This window comes from Brachybacterium sp. NPDC056505 (assembly GCF_042794925.1).
GTDB lineage: Bacteria > Actinomycetota > Actinomycetes > Actinomycetales > Dermabacteraceae > Brachybacterium > Brachybacterium kimchii.
The window spans coordinates 42,043-58,851 of record NZ_JBHTSV010000010.1 but is presented as its reverse complement, the minus strand read 5'-3'; the positions used below and the strand labels follow the sequence as shown (position 1 = coordinate 58,851).

At 72.0% G+C, this 16,809-nt stretch carries 15 protein-coding genes and 1 tRNA gene; 4 read left to right on the top strand and 12 right to left on the bottom strand.

What is annotated here, in order from left to right; all coding sequences use genetic code 11:
- Window positions 1-139 precede the first annotated feature (139 nt).
- Complete coding sequence (locus ACFQ53_RS08345) at window positions 140-1,168, top strand: PLP-dependent cysteine synthase family protein (RefSeq protein ID WP_377858002.1); 1,029 nt, start codon at window positions 140-142, stop codon at window positions 1,166-1,168.
- A gap of 123 nt (window positions 1,169-1,291) precedes the next feature.
- Here ACFQ53_RS08345 and ACFQ53_RS08340 read toward each other — a convergent pair.
- The 7 genes from ACFQ53_RS08340 to ACFQ53_RS08310 form a co-directional block, all read right to left on the bottom strand.
- Window positions 1,292-1,364: transfer RNA gene (locus tag ACFQ53_RS08340), tRNA-Ala, on the bottom strand.
- 73 nt (window positions 1,365-1,437) lie between these two features.
- Window positions 1,438-2,073, bottom strand: a complete 636-nt coding sequence (locus tag ACFQ53_RS08335) for a histidine phosphatase family protein (RefSeq protein ID WP_377857999.1) — start codon at window positions 2,071-2,073, stop codon at window positions 1,438-1,440.
- A complete protein-coding gene (gene rsfS, locus ACFQ53_RS08330; RefSeq protein ID WP_152352818.1) occupies window positions 2,070-2,444 on the bottom strand; it encodes a ribosome silencing factor in 375 nt (124 codons plus the stop codon). Before rsfS ends, ACFQ53_RS08335 begins: the two co-directional genes overlap by 4 nt.
- Window positions 2,441-3,514 carry a hypothetical protein gene (locus tag ACFQ53_RS08325; RefSeq protein ID WP_377857995.1) on the bottom strand — a complete coding sequence of 358 codons (1,074 nt, stop codon included), beginning with the start codon at window positions 3,512-3,514 and terminating at the stop codon, window positions 2,441-2,443. Before ACFQ53_RS08325 ends, rsfS begins: the two co-directional genes overlap by 4 nt.
- On the bottom strand, window positions 3,507-4,115 hold the full coding sequence (gene nadD / locus ACFQ53_RS08320) for a nicotinate-nucleotide adenylyltransferase (protein WP_377857992.1): 609 nt from the start codon (window positions 4,113-4,115) through the stop codon (window positions 3,507-3,509). The genes ACFQ53_RS08325 and nadD overlap by 8 nt, the downstream gene beginning before the upstream one ends.
- 3 nt (window positions 4,116-4,118) lie before the next feature.
- Window positions 4,119-4,340 carry a hypothetical protein gene (locus ACFQ53_RS08315; protein ID WP_152352815.1) on the bottom strand — a complete coding sequence of 74 codons (222 nt, stop codon included), beginning with the start codon at window positions 4,338-4,340 and terminating at the stop codon, window positions 4,119-4,121.
- A 101-nt stretch (window positions 4,341-4,441) separates the two neighbouring features.
- Window positions 4,442-5,803, bottom strand: a complete 1,362-nt coding sequence (locus ACFQ53_RS08310) for a glutamate-5-semialdehyde dehydrogenase (RefSeq protein WP_377857988.1) — start codon at window positions 5,801-5,803, stop codon at window positions 4,442-4,444.
- Between the two features lie 192 nt (window positions 5,804-5,995).
- Here ACFQ53_RS08310 and ACFQ53_RS08305 point away from each other — a divergent pair, with 192 nt between their 5' ends.
- Window positions 5,996-6,370: a DUF488 domain-containing protein gene (locus ACFQ53_RS08305; RefSeq protein WP_377857985.1), complete on the top strand. Its 375-nt coding sequence runs from the start codon at window positions 5,996-5,998 to the stop codon at window positions 6,368-6,370.
- Between the two features lie 197 nt (window positions 6,371-6,567).
- Window positions 6,568-7,530 (top strand): ribokinase, encoded by a 963-nt coding sequence (locus tag ACFQ53_RS08300; RefSeq protein ID WP_377857981.1) that lies wholly within the window; start codon window positions 6,568-6,570, stop codon window positions 7,528-7,530.
- A gap of 221 nt (window positions 7,531-7,751) precedes the next feature.
- Here the strand turns inward: ACFQ53_RS08300 and proB are convergent, their stop codons facing one another.
- From proB to ACFQ53_RS08275, 5 genes are all read right to left on the bottom strand, one after another.
- Complete coding sequence (gene proB / locus ACFQ53_RS08295) at window positions 7,752-8,939, bottom strand: glutamate 5-kinase (protein WP_249479567.1); 1,188 nt, start codon at window positions 8,937-8,939, stop codon at window positions 7,752-7,754.
- Window positions 8,940-8,941: 2 nt separating this feature from the next.
- A complete protein-coding gene (obgE, locus tag ACFQ53_RS08290; RefSeq protein WP_377857977.1) occupies window positions 8,942-10,474 on the bottom strand; it encodes a GTPase ObgE in 1,533 nt (510 codons plus the stop codon).
- A 126-nt stretch (window positions 10,475-10,600) separates the two neighbouring features.
- Window positions 10,601-10,855, bottom strand: a complete 255-nt coding sequence (rpmA, locus tag ACFQ53_RS08285; RefSeq protein ID WP_152352809.1) for a 50S ribosomal protein L27 — start codon at window positions 10,853-10,855, stop codon at window positions 10,601-10,603.
- A 39-nt stretch (window positions 10,856-10,894) separates the two neighbouring features.
- The gene (gene rplU / locus ACFQ53_RS08280) at window positions 10,895-11,203 is read right to left on the bottom strand and encodes a 50S ribosomal protein L21 (protein WP_152352808.1); all 309 of its coding nucleotides are present in this window, start codon (window positions 11,201-11,203) and stop codon (window positions 10,895-10,897) included.
- Window positions 11,204-11,461: 258 nt separating this feature from the next.
- Window positions 11,462-14,773 (bottom strand): Rne/Rng family ribonuclease, encoded by a 3,312-nt coding sequence (locus tag ACFQ53_RS08275; protein ID WP_377857972.1) that lies wholly within the window; start codon window positions 14,771-14,773, stop codon window positions 11,462-11,464.
- Between the two features lie 478 nt (window positions 14,774-15,251).
- On the opposite strand from ACFQ53_RS08275, the gene ACFQ53_RS08270 reads away from it, so the two are divergent.
- Window positions 15,252-16,808 carry a cytochrome ubiquinol oxidase subunit I gene (locus ACFQ53_RS08270; RefSeq protein WP_377857969.1) on the top strand — a complete coding sequence of 519 codons (1,557 nt, stop codon included), beginning with the start codon at window positions 15,252-15,254 and terminating at the stop codon, window positions 16,806-16,808.
- The last annotated feature ends 1 nt before the right edge of the window (window position 16,809 follow it).

Genomic DNA, 16,809 nt, shown 5'->3' with positions numbered 1-16,809 from the left:
CTGACCTGTCGTTGTCGTCCCTGAGCGCCTGCGCTCGGCCCGAGCGCGCCCGCGCTCCCCGCCGACCGCGCCCGACGATCCATCGACCACCGCGCGGCGTCGACGCCTTCCGCCGCGCCCCGTCCAGAGGACACCTTCCGTGCACTATGCCCAGTCCGCAGCCGATCTCATCGGCTCCACTCCCCTGATCCGCCTGCAGCGCGTCACCGAGGGGATCGACGCGACCCTCCTGGTCAAGGTCGAGTACTTCAACCCCGGCGGCTCCTCGAAGGACCGCATCGCCCGCACCATCATCGACGCCGCCGAGCGGGAGGGCCGTCTGCGCCCGGGCGGCGTGATCGTCGAGCCCACGAGCGGCAACACCGGTGTGGGCCTCGCCCTGGTCGCCCAGCAGCGCGGCTACCGGACGGTCTTCGTGGTGCCGGACAAGGTGGGTGCGGACCGTCGCGCCGTGCTCACGGCCTACGGCGCCGAGGTGGTGGTGACGCCGGCCGCGGTGCCGAAGGAGGACCCCCGCTCCTACTACAGCGTCGCCGATCGGCTCACGCGCGAGATCCCCGGCGCCTTCCAGCCCAACCAGTTCGTGAACCGGAACGGCCCGCTCGCGCATTTCCAGACCACGGGGCCGGAGGTCTGGCGCGACACCGACGGCGCGGTCACGCACTTCGTCGCCGGCATCGGCACGGGCGGGACGATCAGCGGCGCGGGACGCTTCCTCAAGGAGGCCTCCGGAGGTTGCGTGCAGGTGATCGGCGCGGATCCCGAGGGATCGATCTACTCGGCGGACCCCGACGATCCCGAGCAGATCCACGCGAACCTCATCGAGGGTGTGGGCGGCACCTTCGTCCCCGAGACCTTCGATCCCGAGTTCGTCGACCGCCTCCAGCGGGTCCCCGACGCGGAGTCCTTCGCGATGACGCGTCGCCTCGCCCGCGAGGAGGGTCTGCTGGTGGGCGGCTCGAGCGGCATGGCCGTGGTCGCCGCCCTGCGCGAGGCTCGGGAGCTGCCGGCCGACGCGGTCGTGGTCGCCCTGCTCCCCGATCACGGGCGCGGGTACCTCGGGAAGCTCTTCGACGGCGCGTGGATGCGCGAGAACGGCTTCGAGGTCGACGAGCCGGAGTCCCTGGTGCCGGCGGATTTCCTGCGGGAGCTCGATCTCGAGCAGTGACAGGGCCGCGGGCCGACCGTCGTCGTCCGGTCCGACGGCTCCACGAGCGTCCCGGACACGACGAAGGCCCCCACCATCCGGTGGGGGCCTTCGTGACGAGTCACTGTCTCACGGTTTCTCGAGTGGAGCTAAGGGGATTCGAACCCCTGACCTCTTCCATGCCATGGAAGCGCGCTACCAACTGCGCCATAGCCCCGTACTGGGTGCCGATCCGGCCCTGACCTCTCGGTCCGGCCTTGCGACTCGACGAGTCTACAACCTCGGCCAGCTCATGCGAAATCGGCCGGGACGTTGTGTGACAGCAACCTCATCGCCCTCCCCGTGGGGTCGGAGTACAGCGGTTCGAGCAGGCTGCGGTGGCAATTGCCCATGCCGCCGATGCCGTGGAAAGCGCCCGCGTCCAGGCCGATCAGGGTGGTGATCCCGGCGCGGATCGCGGCGCCGTGGGAGACCACGAGGATCGTCGCCCCAGGGTTCTCCGACATCAGCGCGCGGGCGGCGACGGCGAACCGCTCCCCCACGTTCTCGCGGTCCTCGATGCCGAGGCCCGGAACGGTGGTGCCGGCGCGCCACTGGGCGTGCAGCTCGGGCCAGCCCTCGCGGATCTCCTCCCCCGTGAGGCCCTCCCACATCCCGAAGCTCTGCTCGATGAAGGCGGCCTCGGTCTCCACCTGGGCCGCGCCGACCGCGTCGGCGATCGCGCGGGCGGTGTCGCGGGCGCGGGCCAGCGGTGAGCTGATCACGAGATCGAAGCGGTGGCGGGACAGCGCATGCGCGACCGCTCGGGCCTGCTCGCGGCCGGTCTCGTTCAGCGGGATGTCGACCTGTCCCTGCAGGCGCCCCTGGACGTTGTGGTCGGTCTGCCCGTGCCGCACCAGCAGCAGGCGGCTGCGGGGATCGCTCATGCGCCGGCGCCCTCGACCTGCAGGTCGACGACGGGCGCGTCCCGCCACAGGCGCTCGAGCGCATAGAAGGCACGGTCCTCGGCGTGCTGGACGTGCACGACGACGTCTCCGTAGTCGAGCAGGACCCAGCGGGCGTCCCGCTCGCCCTCGCGGCGCAGGGGCTTGCGGCGGTGCTCCTTGATGAGGTCCCCCTCGATGCCGCCGACGATGGCGCTGACCTGGCGCTCCGAGGAGCCGCTGCAGACCACGAACACGTCGGTGATCACGACCTGCTCGGACACGTCCAGGCCGATGATCTCCTCGGCGAGCTTGTCGGCGGCCGCGTGCGCGGCGGCACGGGCGAGGTCGAGGGATTCGGGCGAAGCGCTCACGCGGAGGTGACCTCCAGGTCGGTGGGAACAGCAGTCATCACAGGGGCGGCGGAATGCAGGGAATCGTGCAGCGGAGCCGCCAGGGCCTGGTCGGACCCGGGGCCGAGGACGCCCGTGGCCAGCAGGACCACGAGCGCGATGATCGCGAGGGCGATGAGCACCCACACGACCCACAGCAGCGGCTTCCCGCGCCCCTGCTCGGGACGGTTCAGCACGCGGCCGTCGAAGCGCGGCGCGGGCTTGGGGCCCGGGGCCTCGCCGACGCCCATCTCACCGAGCTCGACGCCGTCGGCGTCCCGCTCGATGGTGGCTGTCGAGGTGCCGGTGGTCTGCGCACCCGCGGAGGCGGAGCCGATCACAGCACCGGAGAGGGTCGGCTGGGCCGAGCCGTCCGAGGACGACTCGTGCGCGGCATCTGCGTCGGCGTCAGCGGCGTCCCCGCCGACCGGGCTCTCCCCGGCAGCGCTCGAGGGCTCCGACGTCGAGGTCTTCGTCGAAGGGTCGACGGGCTCGGACTCGGCCGTGTGCTCGGAGTCGCCCGTGGGCTCGGGGTCCCGGTCGCCGCTCGGCGCCTCTGCGGTCGTCGCGGAGTCGGCCGACGGGGTCGGCTCCTCCGACTCGACCTCGATGATCCGGGCGCGCTTGCCGAACTTGCGGAGCTTCGGGACGGGGGCTTCTGCCGTCGGGGAGGCGACCGCGCCGCGAGAGGAGGGACGACCCGCGGGCAGCGCGTCCGGCGATGCGGAGGCACCGGACGTCCCCGCGCCGCCGCTGGAGGCAGCGTGATGGGCGGCACCGGGCGCGCGCCCGTGCGCCTCGGTGCTCGGGGCCGAGGCATCGTCGGATGCCGCGCCGGACGCGCCGCCGGAAGCGGGCCCGTCGGTCTCCCGGCCCGAGGCCGCCGCGGCGTCGTCGTCACCGGGAGCGGGACTCGGGCCGTCGCCGGTGGCCGGGAGCTCGCCGGTGTGCCGGGCGGCGAGGGCCCGCTGCTCGGCGGTCTCCTCGGGGGTCAGCTGGCGGGCACGTCGACCGTGGCGCCTCGGCGCCTGCGGGGCGTCGTTCTCACTCACCGCCCTCACCTCCTGTGTACAGGGCGTACTTGTTGATGTACTGGACCACGCCGTCCGGGACCAGGTACCACACGGGCTGGTCGGCGGAGACGCGGATGCGGCAGTCGGTCGAGCTGATCGCCATCGCGGGGACCTCGATGAGGGTCACCCGGTCCGCGGGCAGGCCCTCGGTCTCGAGCTCGTGGCCGGGCCTCGTGACGCCCACGAAATGGGCGAGCTCGAAGATCTCCCGGGTGTCCTTCCAGGTGAGGATGGACTGCAGGGCGTCCGCACCGGTGATGAAGAACAGGTCCGCGTCGGGATGCATGCGCTGCAGATCCCGCAGGGTGTCGATCGTGTAGGTCGCGCCCGGACGGTCGATGTCCACGCGGGACACGGTGAACACCGGATTCGCGGCGGTCGCGACGACCGTCATCAGGTACCGGTGCTCAGGGTCGGAGATGACCTTGTCCGACTTCTGCCAGGGCCGGCCGGTGGGCACGAAGATCACCTCGTCGAGCCCGAAGACGCTCTGCACCTCGCTCGCGGCGACCAGGTGGCCGTGATGGATCGGGTCGAACGTCCCACCCATCACGCCGATCCGGCGAGGCTGCCCCTCCATGCGTCAGTGCCGACGCGCGTCCGTCGAGGCGCTCTCCTGCGCCGTGTGCGCGCGAGCACCGGTGCGGGTCTTCGCGGGGCGCTGGTTCTGGCCGCTGAACAGGTAGGTGATGCCCAGCAGGATGAGCAGGCCGAGGAACATGGCGCCGCCGACGAGGATCGGGGGGACGCCGCCCTCGGAGGCGTGCGAGCCGCCCTCGGCGAGGATCAGGACGTGGTCGAGCATGTGTGCACCTTTCGATGACGTGAACCCTCACATCATCCCATAGCCGAGCGCTCCCCGGACCCGAGCGCGGCCGGGTCGTGCGCGGTTTCTCAAGCTGGTCCTCAGGGCTTCACGTGCCCGTCGCCGATGACGATCCACTTGGTGGAGGTGATCTCCTGCAGGCCCATCGGCCCGCGGGCGTGGAGCTTCTGCGTGGAGATGCCGATCTCCGCGCCGAAGCCGAACTCGGCGCCGTCGGAGAAGCGGGTCGAGGAGTTCACCATCACCACGGCCGAGTCGACGGCCGTCGTGAACAGCCGCTGCGAGGCGAGATCCGACGTGATGATCGACTCCGTGTGACCGGAGGACCAGCGGCGGATATGGGCGATGGCCGCCTCGACATCGTCGACCACACGCACCGCGAGATCGAGCGAGAGGTACTCGGCGGCCCAGTCGTCCTCGGTCGCGGGGACCACGGGCAGCACCGCCGGGGCGTCGCCGGCGTCGTCGCGGGTGAGGATCGCGCGGGCCGCGTCGTCCGCATGGAGGGTGACGCCGTGCGGGGCGAGGACCTCCGTGATCGCGGCGAGAGCCTCCTCGGCGACGTCGCGGTGGACGAGCAGCGTCTCCAGGGCGTTGCACACGCCGATGCGCTGGGTCTTCGCGTTCTCGACGATCGCAGCGGCCTTGGCGAGGTCGGCGCTCGCGTCGATGAACACGTGCGTGGTGCCCGTGCCGGTCTCGATCACCGGGACCTTCGCGTTCTCGACGACGCGTCGGATCAGGCCGGCGCCGCCGCGCGGGATGAGCACGTCGACCAGGCCGCGGGCGCGCATGAGGACGTCGGCCCCGGCGCGCCCGTGCTCGTCGATGCCGACGACGAGATCCCGCGGGAGACCCTGCTCCTCCAGGACGTCGCGCAGCACGGCGATCAGGGCCGTGTTCGAGTGCAGCGCGGCGGAGCCGCCGCGCAGCACCACGGCGCTGCCGGCCTTGAGCGAGAGCCCGGCGGCGTCGACGGTGACGTTCGGGCGGGCCTCGTAGATCATGCCGATCACGCCGAGGGGCACGCGGACCTCGCGCAGCTCGAGACCGTTGGCGAGCAGTCCGCCGCGGACCACCTCTCCGATCGGGTCGGGAAGGGCGGCGGCGTCGCGCAGCTGCTGGGCGATGGTCGCGACGCGGTCCTCGTCCAGGAGGAGGCGGTCGCGCAGGCCCGCCTCGATGCCCGCGGCGTCGGCCTCGGAGATGTCCTGGGCGTTGGCCTGCACGATCTCGGCGGCGCGCGCGACGAGGGCGTCGGCCATGGAGCGCAGCACCTGATCCTTGCGCTCACGGGTGAGGGTAGCGAGCGCGGGCTGGGCGTCCTTGGCGCGACGGGCGGCGACGAGCACCGCCTCCTCGACGTCGGCCGCGGCGCCGGGGGCGGGCGTGCCGGGAGCGGGAGCAGAGGTGGGCGTGGGCGTCGAAGTCGTCTCGTCCATCCCTCCACAGTAGGCGCGAGGCGCGTCCCGCAGGCAGGTCCGTCCCCCTTCTGGACGCGAGGAGGCGTGGGCGGAGTCACGTTCTGCGGTGCTACGGTCGCGAGCACCGGCGCAGACCCGTCGGCACAGCACCGTCGACCGGGCACCATCGACATGGCACCGTCGGCACGGCCCCGTCGGAAGGAGTCCACGATGACCACGATCCGGGTCCGACGCGTCTACGACAATTCCGAGCGGTCCGAGGGCGCGCGGGTGCTCGTGGATCGCATCTGGCCGCGCGGCGTGAGCAAGGAGCGGGCGGACCTCACGAGCTGGTGCAAGGGCGTCGCTCCGTCGACCGACCTGCGGAAGTGGTACCAGCACGACCCGGAGAAGTGGGAGGAATTCGCCGACCGCTACCGCGCGGAGCTCGACGAGCCCGAGCGCGCGGAGGCCCTCGACGAGCTGCGCGGCTTCGCGGCGAAGGGGGACCTCACGCTCCTCACCGCGTCGAAGCGCGACGACATCAGTGAGGCGACCGTGCTGAAGGACGTGCTCGAGGAGGAGCGCACGGGCCAGGGGTCCTGAGGACAGGGCTGCTCAGCCCGAGGTCCCGGGTCCGCGACGTCCTGGGCCCGGGGTTGCCGCGAGCTGCGGAGCAGGCAGCGCTGATGGGACAGAATCGGAGCATGCACTCCGACTCCCACTCCCCTGCGCCCGCGCCGTCCGCTTCGGCGCCATCCTCGCCCGGGCCCTCTCCGTCCCGGCGCTCGCCTTCCGGGTCCGTGTCGACCGCGCCGGAGTCTTCGGACCCGCGGATCGTGGTGGTCGGCTCGATCAACGCGGACCTCTCCACGCGCGTCGCCCGCCATCCGCAGCCCGGCGAGACGCTGCACGGCACGGGCGGTGAGGTGCGCCCGGGCGGCAAGGGCGCCAACCAGGCGGCAGCCGCCGCGCTCCAGGGCGGAGCGGTCGCGATGGTGGGTGCGGTCGGCGATGACGCCATGGCGTCCGATGCCCTCTCCGTACTCTCCTCGAGCGGCGCGGACCTCTCCGCGGTGCGCACCGAGGAGGGGCCGACGGGCCTCGCCGTCGTCACCGTCTCCGACGACGGCGAGAACACGATCGTCGTGGTGCCCGGCGCGAACGCGAGCATGAACGCCGCGCGGGTGCGCGAGAGGAGTGACCTCATCGCCGGCGCCGGGGTCGTCGTCCTGCAGGGGGAGATCCCGCGCGATGGGATCGAGGAGGCTGCCCACGGCACGCGCGGACGCCTGATCCTGAACCCCGCTCCGGTGCTCGAGCTCGACCGCGACGTGCTGCTGCGTGCGGACCCGCTCGTGGTGAACGAGCACGAGGCGGCGCTCGTCCTCGATCTGCTCGAGGACGACGCAGGCTCCTCCCCCGCTCCGGAGGACCTCGCCCACGCCCTGCGCACGGCCGGTATCAACAGCCTCGTGATCACGCTCGGAGCCGAGGGCGCCCTGGTCGGAGGCTCAGGAGCCGACGACGATCCGCGGTCCGACGCGGCCTGGTCGCTCGTGCAGGTGCCCGCCGTGACGGTTCGCGCGGTGGACACCACGGGGGCCGGGGACGCCTTCGTCGGATCCCTCGCGGTGCGGCTGGCGGATGGCTCGTCCCTCGTCGACGCCGCCCGCTTCGCCACACGGGTCTCCGCCGCATCGGTGACGCGGGAGGGGGCGCAGACCAGCTACCCGCGCGAGGGCGAGGAGCTGCCCGGCGGCTGACAGCGCTGCGCACCTCCGGCGGCTGAGGGTGCTGCACTCGTCCTGGCCTCCGAGAGTGCTGCGCTCGTCCTGGCCTCCGAGAGTGCTGCGTAATGGTCGTTATGAGCGCTCATAACGACCATTACGCAGCACTGAACGCCTCGAAGGGGCCGACGTCCGCCGGCCGCCGCTCACTCGGCGAAGCCGGTTCCCCCGCTCACTCGGCGGAGCTGTTCCCCAGCTCACTCGGCGGAGCCGGTGGCGTCCGCGACGGGAGAGGTGATCAGCACCATGTCGTCGCGGTGCACCACGGAGCGGCCGTAGCGGTCGCCCATGCGGTCGCGCAGCTCCTTCGTGGTGAGCCCCGCCATCGCGCGCAGGTCCTCGCTCGAGTAGGTGACCAGGCCGCGGGCGATCACCTCGCCGTCAGGCGCCGCGATGTCCACCGGGACGCCCGCGGGGAACGCGCCGTCGACCTCGGCGATGCCCACGGCGAGCAGGGAGCGGCGGCGGGAGCGCAGCGCATCGGCCGCGCCCTTGTCGACCACGAGGGTCCCCGCGCCGCGGGTCGCGTATCGCAGCCACACCAGGCGGGAGCGGCGACGGCCCTGCTGAGCGGGGAAGAACGTGCCCACGTCCTCGCCCGAGACGCCGCGCCCGAAGTTCTCGGCGGCGGTGAGCAGCGTCGCGGTGCCGGTGCTCGCGGCGTGGTGGGCGGCGTCGAGCTTGGTGACCATGCCGCCGGTCCCGACGGAGGAGCCCACCGAGCCCACCTTCACGTCCGTCAGCGCCGCGAAGTCCTCGACCACGCTGAGGCGCTCGGCGTCCGGCTCTGCCGGGTTCTTCGTATAGAGCCCGTCGACGTCGGTGAGCAGCACCAGCAGGTCGGCGCCCAGCAGCTGGGAGACGAGCGCGGCGAGGCGGTCGTTGTCCCCGAAGCGGATCTCGTGGGTGGCGGTGGTGTCGTTCTCGTTGATGATCGGGATGATGCCGAGGCCCAGCATCGCCTCGAGGGCGGTGCGGACGCTGCCGTACGTCTCGCGCCGGATGACGTCGGCCTCGGTGAGCAGCACCTGCCCGGTGATCCGGCCGTGCGCGCCGAAGGCCGCGGACCAGGCCGTGGCCAGCAGCGCCTGGCCGACGCTCGCGGCGGCCTGCTGGGAGGGGACGTCGGTCGGCCGCGCATCGAGGCCCAGGGGGCGCAGCGACGCGGCGATCGCGCCCGAGGAGATGATGACGACGTCCCAGCCGTCCTCGAGCAGTCCGGCGATCCGGTCGGCGATGATCCGCAGCCCGGTCTCGTCGAGATGCCCGTCGTCGCGGGTGAGGCTCGAGGAGCCGATCTTCACCACCGCCCGACGGGGTCCGGGGATGTCGGTGCGCGCCTGCAGTCGCGCCGGCTGGTGCGGTTCGTCGGTCACGGTGGCCATGGTCAGTCCTCCTGGTCGTCGATCGCGGGATCGGCCCAGTGCCCGGCGCGGCGCTCCTCCTCCATCGCTGCCAGGCGATCCATGCGGGCGGCGACGCGGGCCTTCTGGTCCTCGCGCTTCTCGTCACGAGTCGGTCGGTGGTTGTCCTCGACACGGCGGTCCGTGCCGCGGCGGCCGAGCATCTCGGCCCCGCCCACCATTGTGGGCTCCCAGTCGAAGACCACGGCGTCCTGTCCAGGACCGATGACCACGGTGCTGCCTGCGACGGCGCCGACCTTGTAGAGCTGGTCCTCGACGCCGAGGGTGGCGAGGCGGTCCGCGAGGTAGCCGACGGCCTCGTCGTTCGAGAAGTCGGTCTGGCGCACCCAGCGCTCGGGCTTGTCGCCGACGACCCGGTACGCCTTGTCCCCGTCGTACTGCTCGGTGACGACCTCGAACTCCTTGACGCCGACGGCGCGCGGGGTGAGGACGATGGGCGCGGCCTCCGGCTCGGGAAGCCGGGCGCGGGCCTCCTCGACGAGCTCGGCGAGGGCGAATCCGAGCTCTCGCAGTCCGCTGCGGGAGACGGCGCTGACCTCGAACACCGGCACGCCGCGCTCGGCGAGACGGTCGCGCACGAGGTCGGCCATGTCGGCGCCGTCGGGCACGTCGGTCTTGTTCAGGACGACCACGGTGGGGCGCTCCATGAGCGGCGTGCGGTCCTCGGCCTCCTCGTCGAGGCGGCCCGCGTAGGCGGCGAGCTCGCCCTCGATGGTCTCCAGGTCCTTCACGGGGTCGCGGTCGGACTCGAGCGCGGCGGCGTCGAGCACATGGACGATCACATGGCAGCGCTCGATGTGGCGCAGGAAGTCCAGCCCCAGGCCCTTGCCGCTGCTCGCGCCCGGGATCAGCCCGGGCACGTCGGCGACGGTGAAGCGATGCTCCCCCGCCTCGACGACGCCCAGGTTCGGCACCAGGGTGGTGAAGGGGTAGTCGGCGATCTTGGGCCGCGCGGCGCTCATCGCGGCGATCAGGGAGCTCTTGCCGGCGCTCGGGTAGCCCACGAGGGCGACGTCCGCGACGCTCTTGAGCTCGAGCACGAGGCTCCGCTCCTGGCCGGGCTCGCCGAGCAGGGCGAAGCCGGGCGCCTTGCGCTTCGGGGAGGCGAGCGCCGCGTTGCCGAGGCCGCCCTGTCCGCCGCGGGCGGCAACGAAGCGGGTCCCGGTGCCGACCATGTCGACGAGCACGTTCCCGTCCTTGTCGGCGACGACGGTGCCGTCGGGCACGCGGAGGATCAGGTCCTCGCCGCGGGAGCCGTGGCGCATGTCGCCCTTGCCGAAGTCGCCCGAGCTCGCACGCTGGTGGGGCTTGTGGTGATAGCTCAGCAGCGTCGTCGTCGACGGGTCGACCTCGAGGACCACGTCGCCGCCGCGGCCGCCGTTGGCCCCGTCGGGCCCGGCGAGCGGCTTGAACTTCTCGCGGCGGATGGAGGCGGAGCCGTGCCCGCCGTCACCGCCGGTGACGTGCAGGACGACGCGATCGACGAAGGTGGCCATGGGTCTCTCCTGCGGACGGCGGGATGGTGCTGCGGGGAAAAGCGTGAAGGGGCGGAGCAGGTGCTCCGCCCCTTCACGAGGGTATGTGCTGCGTCGCGCTGTGCGCGCCGCGCCGGGACCGAGGTCTCAGGCGCCGGCGATCACGTTGACGACGTTGCGGTCGCGCTTGCGGCCGAACTCCACGGTGCCCGCGCTGAGCGCGAACAGCGTGTCGTCGTTGCCGCGGCCCACACCCGCACCGGGGTGGATGTGGGTGCCGCGCTGGCGCAGGATGATCTCGCCCGCGCCGACCTGCTGGCCGCCGAAGCGCTTGACGCCGAGGCGCTGCGCGTTCGAGTCGCGACCGTTCTTCGAGGAGCTCGCGCCCTTCTTGTGTGCCATGGGAAGAACCTTCTCTCGTTCAGCCTGGAAGGGCGACGCTCAGGCGATGCCCGTGATCTTCAGACGGGTCAGCTCCTGGCGGTGACCCTGGCGCTTCTTGTAGCCCGTCTTGTTCTTGTACTTGAGGATGCGGATCTTCGGACCACGGAGGTCCTCGACCTTCTCCGCCGAGACGGTGACCTTGTCGAGGTCACCCTTGGCCGAGGTCACCGAGTCGCCGTCGACGAGCAGCACGGGCGTGAAGTCGACGCTCTGGCCCGGCTCGCCGGCGACGCGGTTGATCACGATGGTGTCGCCGACCGACACCTTCTCCTGACGACCGCCTGCGCGGACGATTGCGTACACCACGTCACTGCTCCATCTTGGTTCGTACTGGGTCGTCGTCTCCCGCCGCACCGCCTCCGGCGCTCCGGGGCGGAGAGCTGGGCGGGTGACGTCCGGGCCGGGTGCGCGACCCGCGAGGGTCGCAGCTCCGCCGACCGAGCGGCCGGGAACGACGATCGACGCGTTCTGCGCCGAGGGACAGCCTACGAGGCCCGGCCGGACCGGTCAAGGCTCATGACCGGTCCGACCTGCGATTTCATCGCTGAGACCCTGTGGAACTCATCACGCGTCGGCGGCGCTGTCGTCGCGCGCCTCGGCGCTCGCGGACCCGTCCGCGGCATCGGGGGTGACCTCGGTCGCCTGCTGCGGCGTGTCACTGTCGGCCTGCGCGGCCTCGGCCTCCACCGTCACGGCCTCGCCGTCGACGACGACCTCGGGGTCCTCCTCCTTGGTGCCCGTGGCCGCGGCGATCGAGGCGATGGTCGCGCGGGCGAGGGCCCGCGAGGCGCTGTCCGACTCGAGACGGTGCACGTCGGTGGAGGCGGTGAGCTCCTCGACGGCCTCCTGGGCGCTCTGGGATCCGCGGCCCGAGCCGCCGTTCCCGCCGCCGGAGCCGTTCGCGCCGCTCCCGTTCCCGCTGTTCCCGCCGTTCCCGCTGCCGCCCTTGGACTTGCCCTTGCGGCGGCGGCCGCCCTTCGAGGAGTCGTCGTCCTGGGAGCCCTGGCCGCCGTGGTGCTGATGGCCGGTGTCCACACCGTCGAGGTCCACGATCATGCCGCGGCCCGCGCAGGCCTCGCAGGTCGTCGAGAAGGTCTCGACGAGCCCCGCGCCCACGCGCTTGCGGGTCATCTGCACGAGGCCCAGCGAGGTGACCTCGGCGACCTGGTGCTTGGTGCGGTCCCGGCCCAGGCACTCCACGAGGCGGCGCAGCACGAGGTCGCGGTTGGCCTCGAGCACCATGTCGATGAAGTCGATGACGATGATCCCGCCGATGTCGCGCAGGCGCAGCTGGCGGACGATCTCCTCGGCCGCCTCGATGTTGTTCTTGGTGACGGTCTCCTCGAGGGACCCGCCGGCACCGGTGAACTTGCCGGTGTTCACGTCGATCACGGTCATCGCCTCGGTGCGGTCGATGACCAGGGAGCCGCCCGACGGCAGGTAGACCTTGCGGTCCATGGCCTTCAGCAGCTGCTCGTCGATGCGGTGCTTGGCGAAGACGTCCTTCTCGCCCACGTGCTTGGTCACGCGCTCGAGCAGGTCGGGGGCGACGTCGGAGACGTACTCGTGCACGTCCGAGTGGACGCTCTCGCCCTCGACGATCAGCGAGGTGAAGTCCTCATTGAAGACGTCGCGGACCACCTTGATGGCGAGGTCGGGCTCCTGCGAGAGGGAGGCGGGAGCGGACTTCGACTTCTGCGCCTTCTGGATCCTGTCCCACTGCTTGCGCAGGCGCTCGACGTCGCGGGTGAGCTCCTCCTCGCTCGCCCCCTCGGAGGCGGTGCGCACGATGACGCCCGCGTCCTCGGGGATGACCTGCTTCATGATCTTCTTCAGCCGCGAGCGCTCGGCGTCGGGCAGCTTGCGGGAGATGCCGGTCATCGAACCGCCCGGCACGAAGACCACGTAGCGGCCGGGCAGGGAGATCTGGCTGGTCAGCCGCGCACCCTTGTGACCGATCGGGTCCTTGGTGACCTGCACCAGCACCGGGTCGCCGCTGGAGAGCGCGAGCTCGATGCGGCGGGGCTGGCCCTCGAGGCCGGCGGCGTCCCAGTTGACCTCGCCCGCGTACAGCACGGCGTTGCGGCCCTTGCCGATGTCGACGAAGGCCGCCTCCATCGACGGCAGCACGTTCTGGACCTTGCCCAGGTACACGTTGCCGACCATCGAGGTGTGCGACTTCTGGGCGACGTAGTGCTCGACGAGGATGTCGTCCTCGAGCACCGCGATCTGGGTGCTGCCCTTGCGCTCGCGCACCACCATGGAGCGCTTGACGGACTCGCGGCGGGCGAGGAACTCGGCCTCGGTGATCACGCTGCGGCGGCGGCCCTGGTCGCGGCCCTCGCGGCGGCGCTGCTTCTTGGCCTCCAGGCGGGTCGACCCCTTGACGGCCTTGACCTCGTCACGGGCCTCGCGGACCTTGACGACGGTGTTCGGCGGATCATCGGAGGAAGAGCCGCTCTCCGAGCCCGACGAGGACCCGGAGCGGCGACGACGGCGACGACGGCGCGAGCTCGACCCGCCCGAGGAGCCGTCCTCGTCCTTGCCCTGGTCCTCGCCGTCCTGCGCGTCGCGGCTCTCGGAGTCGTCCGCCGACGAGTCCTGCTTGTCCTTCTTCTCCTTCTTCGCGTGCTCGGAGGCGTCGTCGGAGGAGTCCTCGGAGCGCTCGTCGCCGTCGCGGGAGTCCTCGTCCTCGCGATCGGCGGAGTCCTCGCCCCGTCCGCGTCCGCGGCGACCACGGCCGCCCCGGCGACGGCGGCGACGCGAGGAGCCGGAGGTCTGGCCGTCCTCCTCCTCGCCGCTGCCCTCGTTCTCCTCGTCCGCGCCGCTCGCATCCGCGTCGGCGTCGTCGCGGGCGTCATCGCGCCGGGCGCGGCGGTCCTCGCCGGAGTCCGGGCGGTTCTCCTCGCCCGACTCGTCCTCGGAGGCCTCGCCCCGGGAGGAGCCGCGGCGTAGACGGCTCGAGGAGCGGCGCCCGCGGGAGCCGCGGCCGCGGCCGCCCTGCTCCTCCTGCGCCTGCTCGTCCGTGCTCGCCTCTGTCTCGTCGGCCTCCGCGGCGTCCTCGTCGTCCGCGGGCGCGTGCCCCTGCTCGGGGAGCACCGCCTCGCTCTGGGGCCGGGTGGCGCGGCGGCGGCGCGAACCGCGGGAGGCGGTGCCGAAGGACAGCTCCGCACTGCCGGACTCGTGGTCCTCGTCGTCGTGGCCGGCGCGCTGCTCGGGCACCGTGGTGCGCTTCTCGGGCGTGGGCGCCTGGAAGATGAGCGAGGCGAAATCGATCTGGGTCTGCTCGCGCACGGCCCGCTTCGGCTCGTGCGGGCGGTTCTCGGCGAGAGCCTGCAGGTCCGCGGCGACGCCGCTGGGCTGCTCCGAGTCCTCGGCGTCATCGGAGTCCTCGGGCTCGACCTCCGTGCTGGCGGCGTCGTCGGTCTCGTCCGCGGCATCGGTGTCGTCCGCGGCGTCGGCCGCAGGGGCCGTCTCGGGCGCGGGCTCGGCGGGCGTCTCGGCCGCGGCGGTCTCGACGACGGGAGTCCCAGCGGCATCAGCTGCCGCGGTCCGCTCGTCGGCGGCCTCGACGGGCTCGGCGGCGGTGGTCGGCGCGGCGGGCGGGCCGGCGGGGGCGCCGGCGGCGCGGCGTCGGCGCGTGGTCGCGGGCTTCTCGGCCGGTGCGGGGGCCGGCTCGCTCGTCGGAGTCTGCTGGGCGGCGACGGTGGTGTGCCGCTGGGGAGCGTCGGGCTCGGGCGCCGTCTCCTGGTGCTGCGGCGCGCCGACCGGGGATCCGGCGCGGCGGCGCGGACGCTTCGCCCTCCCCGTTCCGCTCGTGGTGCTGGGCGTCTCCTGCGACGCCGACGTGTCGGGGGTGCTGATGTCCTCAGCCATGGGGCTGCTCCTCATAGAGGGACCGACGCACCCCGGGCCCTTCGGTCATCGTCCATGCGGACGGAAGTCGTTCGCCCTCTCCGGCGCGCGGCTCCAGGTCAGGAGCGCTGCGATGTCGGCCGCTCGATGCATCTCGATCGCGCTGTGCGCGGTATCGGTGCATGGCTGGTCGGCCCCGAGGAGGTTCCCCCTCCGGGTACGCGGAGGAAGAGCGCTCCCGGCAGTATGGCACAGGCGAGCGCCCCTCCCGGGGACCCGCGCACCCGTGAGACGCGTGCGAAGGGTTCGGAGCGAGGGGGCCCGAGGTGCCCGGACGGGCTCGGGACGGCTCTGGGCAGCTTCGGCGGATCCCGCTCGGATCCCCGCCGGCGGCAGGACCATCGTCCCTCTGCGCCCGCTCCCCCGGGTCCTACGCTGAGCGTGAACGCGGCGCACTCGCGTGCCGCGCCGTCCCCTCGCCCCACGGAGGACAGGACCCATGGAAGCCCTCGACATCGCTCGGTGGCAGTTCGGCTCGATGACCGTCTACCACTTCCTCTTCGTCCCGCTCACGATCGGCCTGTCCTTCCTGGTCGCCGTCATGCAGACGATCTCCATGCGCTCGCGCAGCCCGATCGCCAAGGACGCCTGGACCCGTCTGACGAAGTTCTTCGGCTCGATGCTGATCGTGAACTTCGGCATCGGCATCGCCACCGGCATCCTCCAGGAGTTCCAGTTCGGCATGAACTGGTCGGAGTACTCGCGGTTCGTGGGCGACGTGTTCGGCGCACCGCTGGCCCTCGAGGGCCTCGTCGCCTTCTTCATGGAGTCGGTGTTCCTGGGACTGTGGATCTTCGGCTGGGGCCGCCTGGCCGAGAAGGTGCACCTGCTGACCATCTGGTGCGTCTCCTTCGGCACCATGGCCTCCGCCTACTTCATCGTGGCCGCGAACTCCTTCATGCAGCACCCGGTGGGCGCCTCGATCAACCCCGAGACGGGCCGCGCGGAGCTCGATCCCGACAAGGGCGGGCTGTGGGCGATCCTCACGAACATCACCACCCTCGTGGCCTTCCCGCACATCATCTTCGGCGCCCTGCTGGTCGCCGCCGCCTTCGTCACCGGCGTCGCCTCGTGGCACATGGTCACCCACCACAACCGCGCCCGCACCGCAGGCCTGACCACCGACGAGGGCCGCGCGCACGACCAGCAGGCGCGCACGATCTTCCGCCCCGCCGTCCGCTTCGGCGTGATCGCTCTGTTCATCGCCGGCCTGGGCCTGTTCGTCACGGGCGACCAGCAGGGCCAGATCATGTTCAAGCAGCAGCCGATGAAGATGGCCTCGGCCGAAGCGCTCTGCGAGACGGAGACCGGGGCGTCGTTCTCGATCCTCACCGTCGGCGGACCCCAGGCCTTCCACCAGGACTGCGGGGACGTCACCCACGTCATCCAGGTCCCCTACGTGACCTCGTTCCTGGCCACGCACACCTTCGACGCGACGCTGCAGGGCGTCGACGAGCTGCAGGCGAAGGATCTCGAGACCTACGGCACCACCGTCACCGACGTGCACGGCGAGCAGCACGCCGCCGACTACCGGCCCAACCTGTTCGTCACCTTCTGGTCGTTCCGCCTGATGATCGGCCTGGCCGTCTTCAGCGCGGTCCTCGCCTTCTGGGCGCTGTGGATCACCCGCGGGCGGGGCGAGAAGGCGCGCACCTCCGGCTCGCAGGTCTTCAAGTGGTTCGCCGTGCTGTCGATCCCGATGCCGTTCTTCGCGAACGCCGCCGGCTGGGTCTTCACCGAGATGGGCCGACAGCCCTGGGTGGTGGTCCCCAATCCGGACGACCCCACGGTGTTCCTGATGACGATGCAGGGGGTGTCGGGCAATCCCGCCTGGATGGTGATCACCTCGCTCACCTCCTTCGCCCTGCTCTACACGGTGCTCGCCGTGATCTGGTTCCACCTCATGCGCAAGGCCGCGCTCAAGGGCATACCCCTGCCTCGGCGCGACCCCGAGACGCAGCAGCTGGACACCCCCACCCTGTCCTTCGAGTACTGAG

Coding starts and splice junctions, on each gene's coding strand:
- ACFQ53_RS08335 (WP_377857999.1), bottom strand. CDS start 2,073: ATGAGCGATCCCCGCAGCCGCCTGCTGCTGGTGCGGCACGGGCAGACC.
- nadD (WP_377857992.1), bottom strand. CDS start 4,115: ATGGAGGGGCAGCCTCGCCGGATCGGCGTGATGGGTGGGACGTTCGAC.
- ACFQ53_RS08315 (WP_152352815.1), bottom strand. CDS start 4,340: ATGCTCGACCACGTCCTGATCCTCGCCGAGGGCGGCTCGCACGCCTCC.
- ACFQ53_RS08310 (WP_377857988.1), bottom strand. CDS start 5,803: ATGGACGAGACGACTTCGACGCCCACGCCCACCTCTGCTCCCGCTCCC.
- ACFQ53_RS08305 (WP_377857985.1), top strand. CDS start 5,996: ATGACCACGATCCGGGTCCGACGCGTCTACGACAATTCCGAGCGGTCC.
- proB (WP_249479567.1), bottom strand. CDS start 8,939: ATGGCCACCGTGACCGACGAACCGCACCAGCCGGCGCGACTGCAGGCG.
- obgE (WP_377857977.1), bottom strand. CDS start 10,474: ATGGCCACCTTCGTCGATCGCGTCGTCCTGCACGTCACCGGCGGTGAC.
- rpmA (WP_152352809.1), bottom strand. CDS start 10,855: ATGGCACACAAGAAGGGCGCGAGCTCCTCGAAGAACGGTCGCGACTCG.
- ACFQ53_RS08275 (WP_377857972.1), bottom strand. CDS start 14,773: ATGGCTGAGGACATCAGCACCCCCGACACGTCGGCGTCGCAGGAGACG.
- ACFQ53_RS08270 (WP_377857969.1), top strand. CDS start 15,252: ATGGAAGCCCTCGACATCGCTCGGTGGCAGTTCGGCTCGATGACCGTC.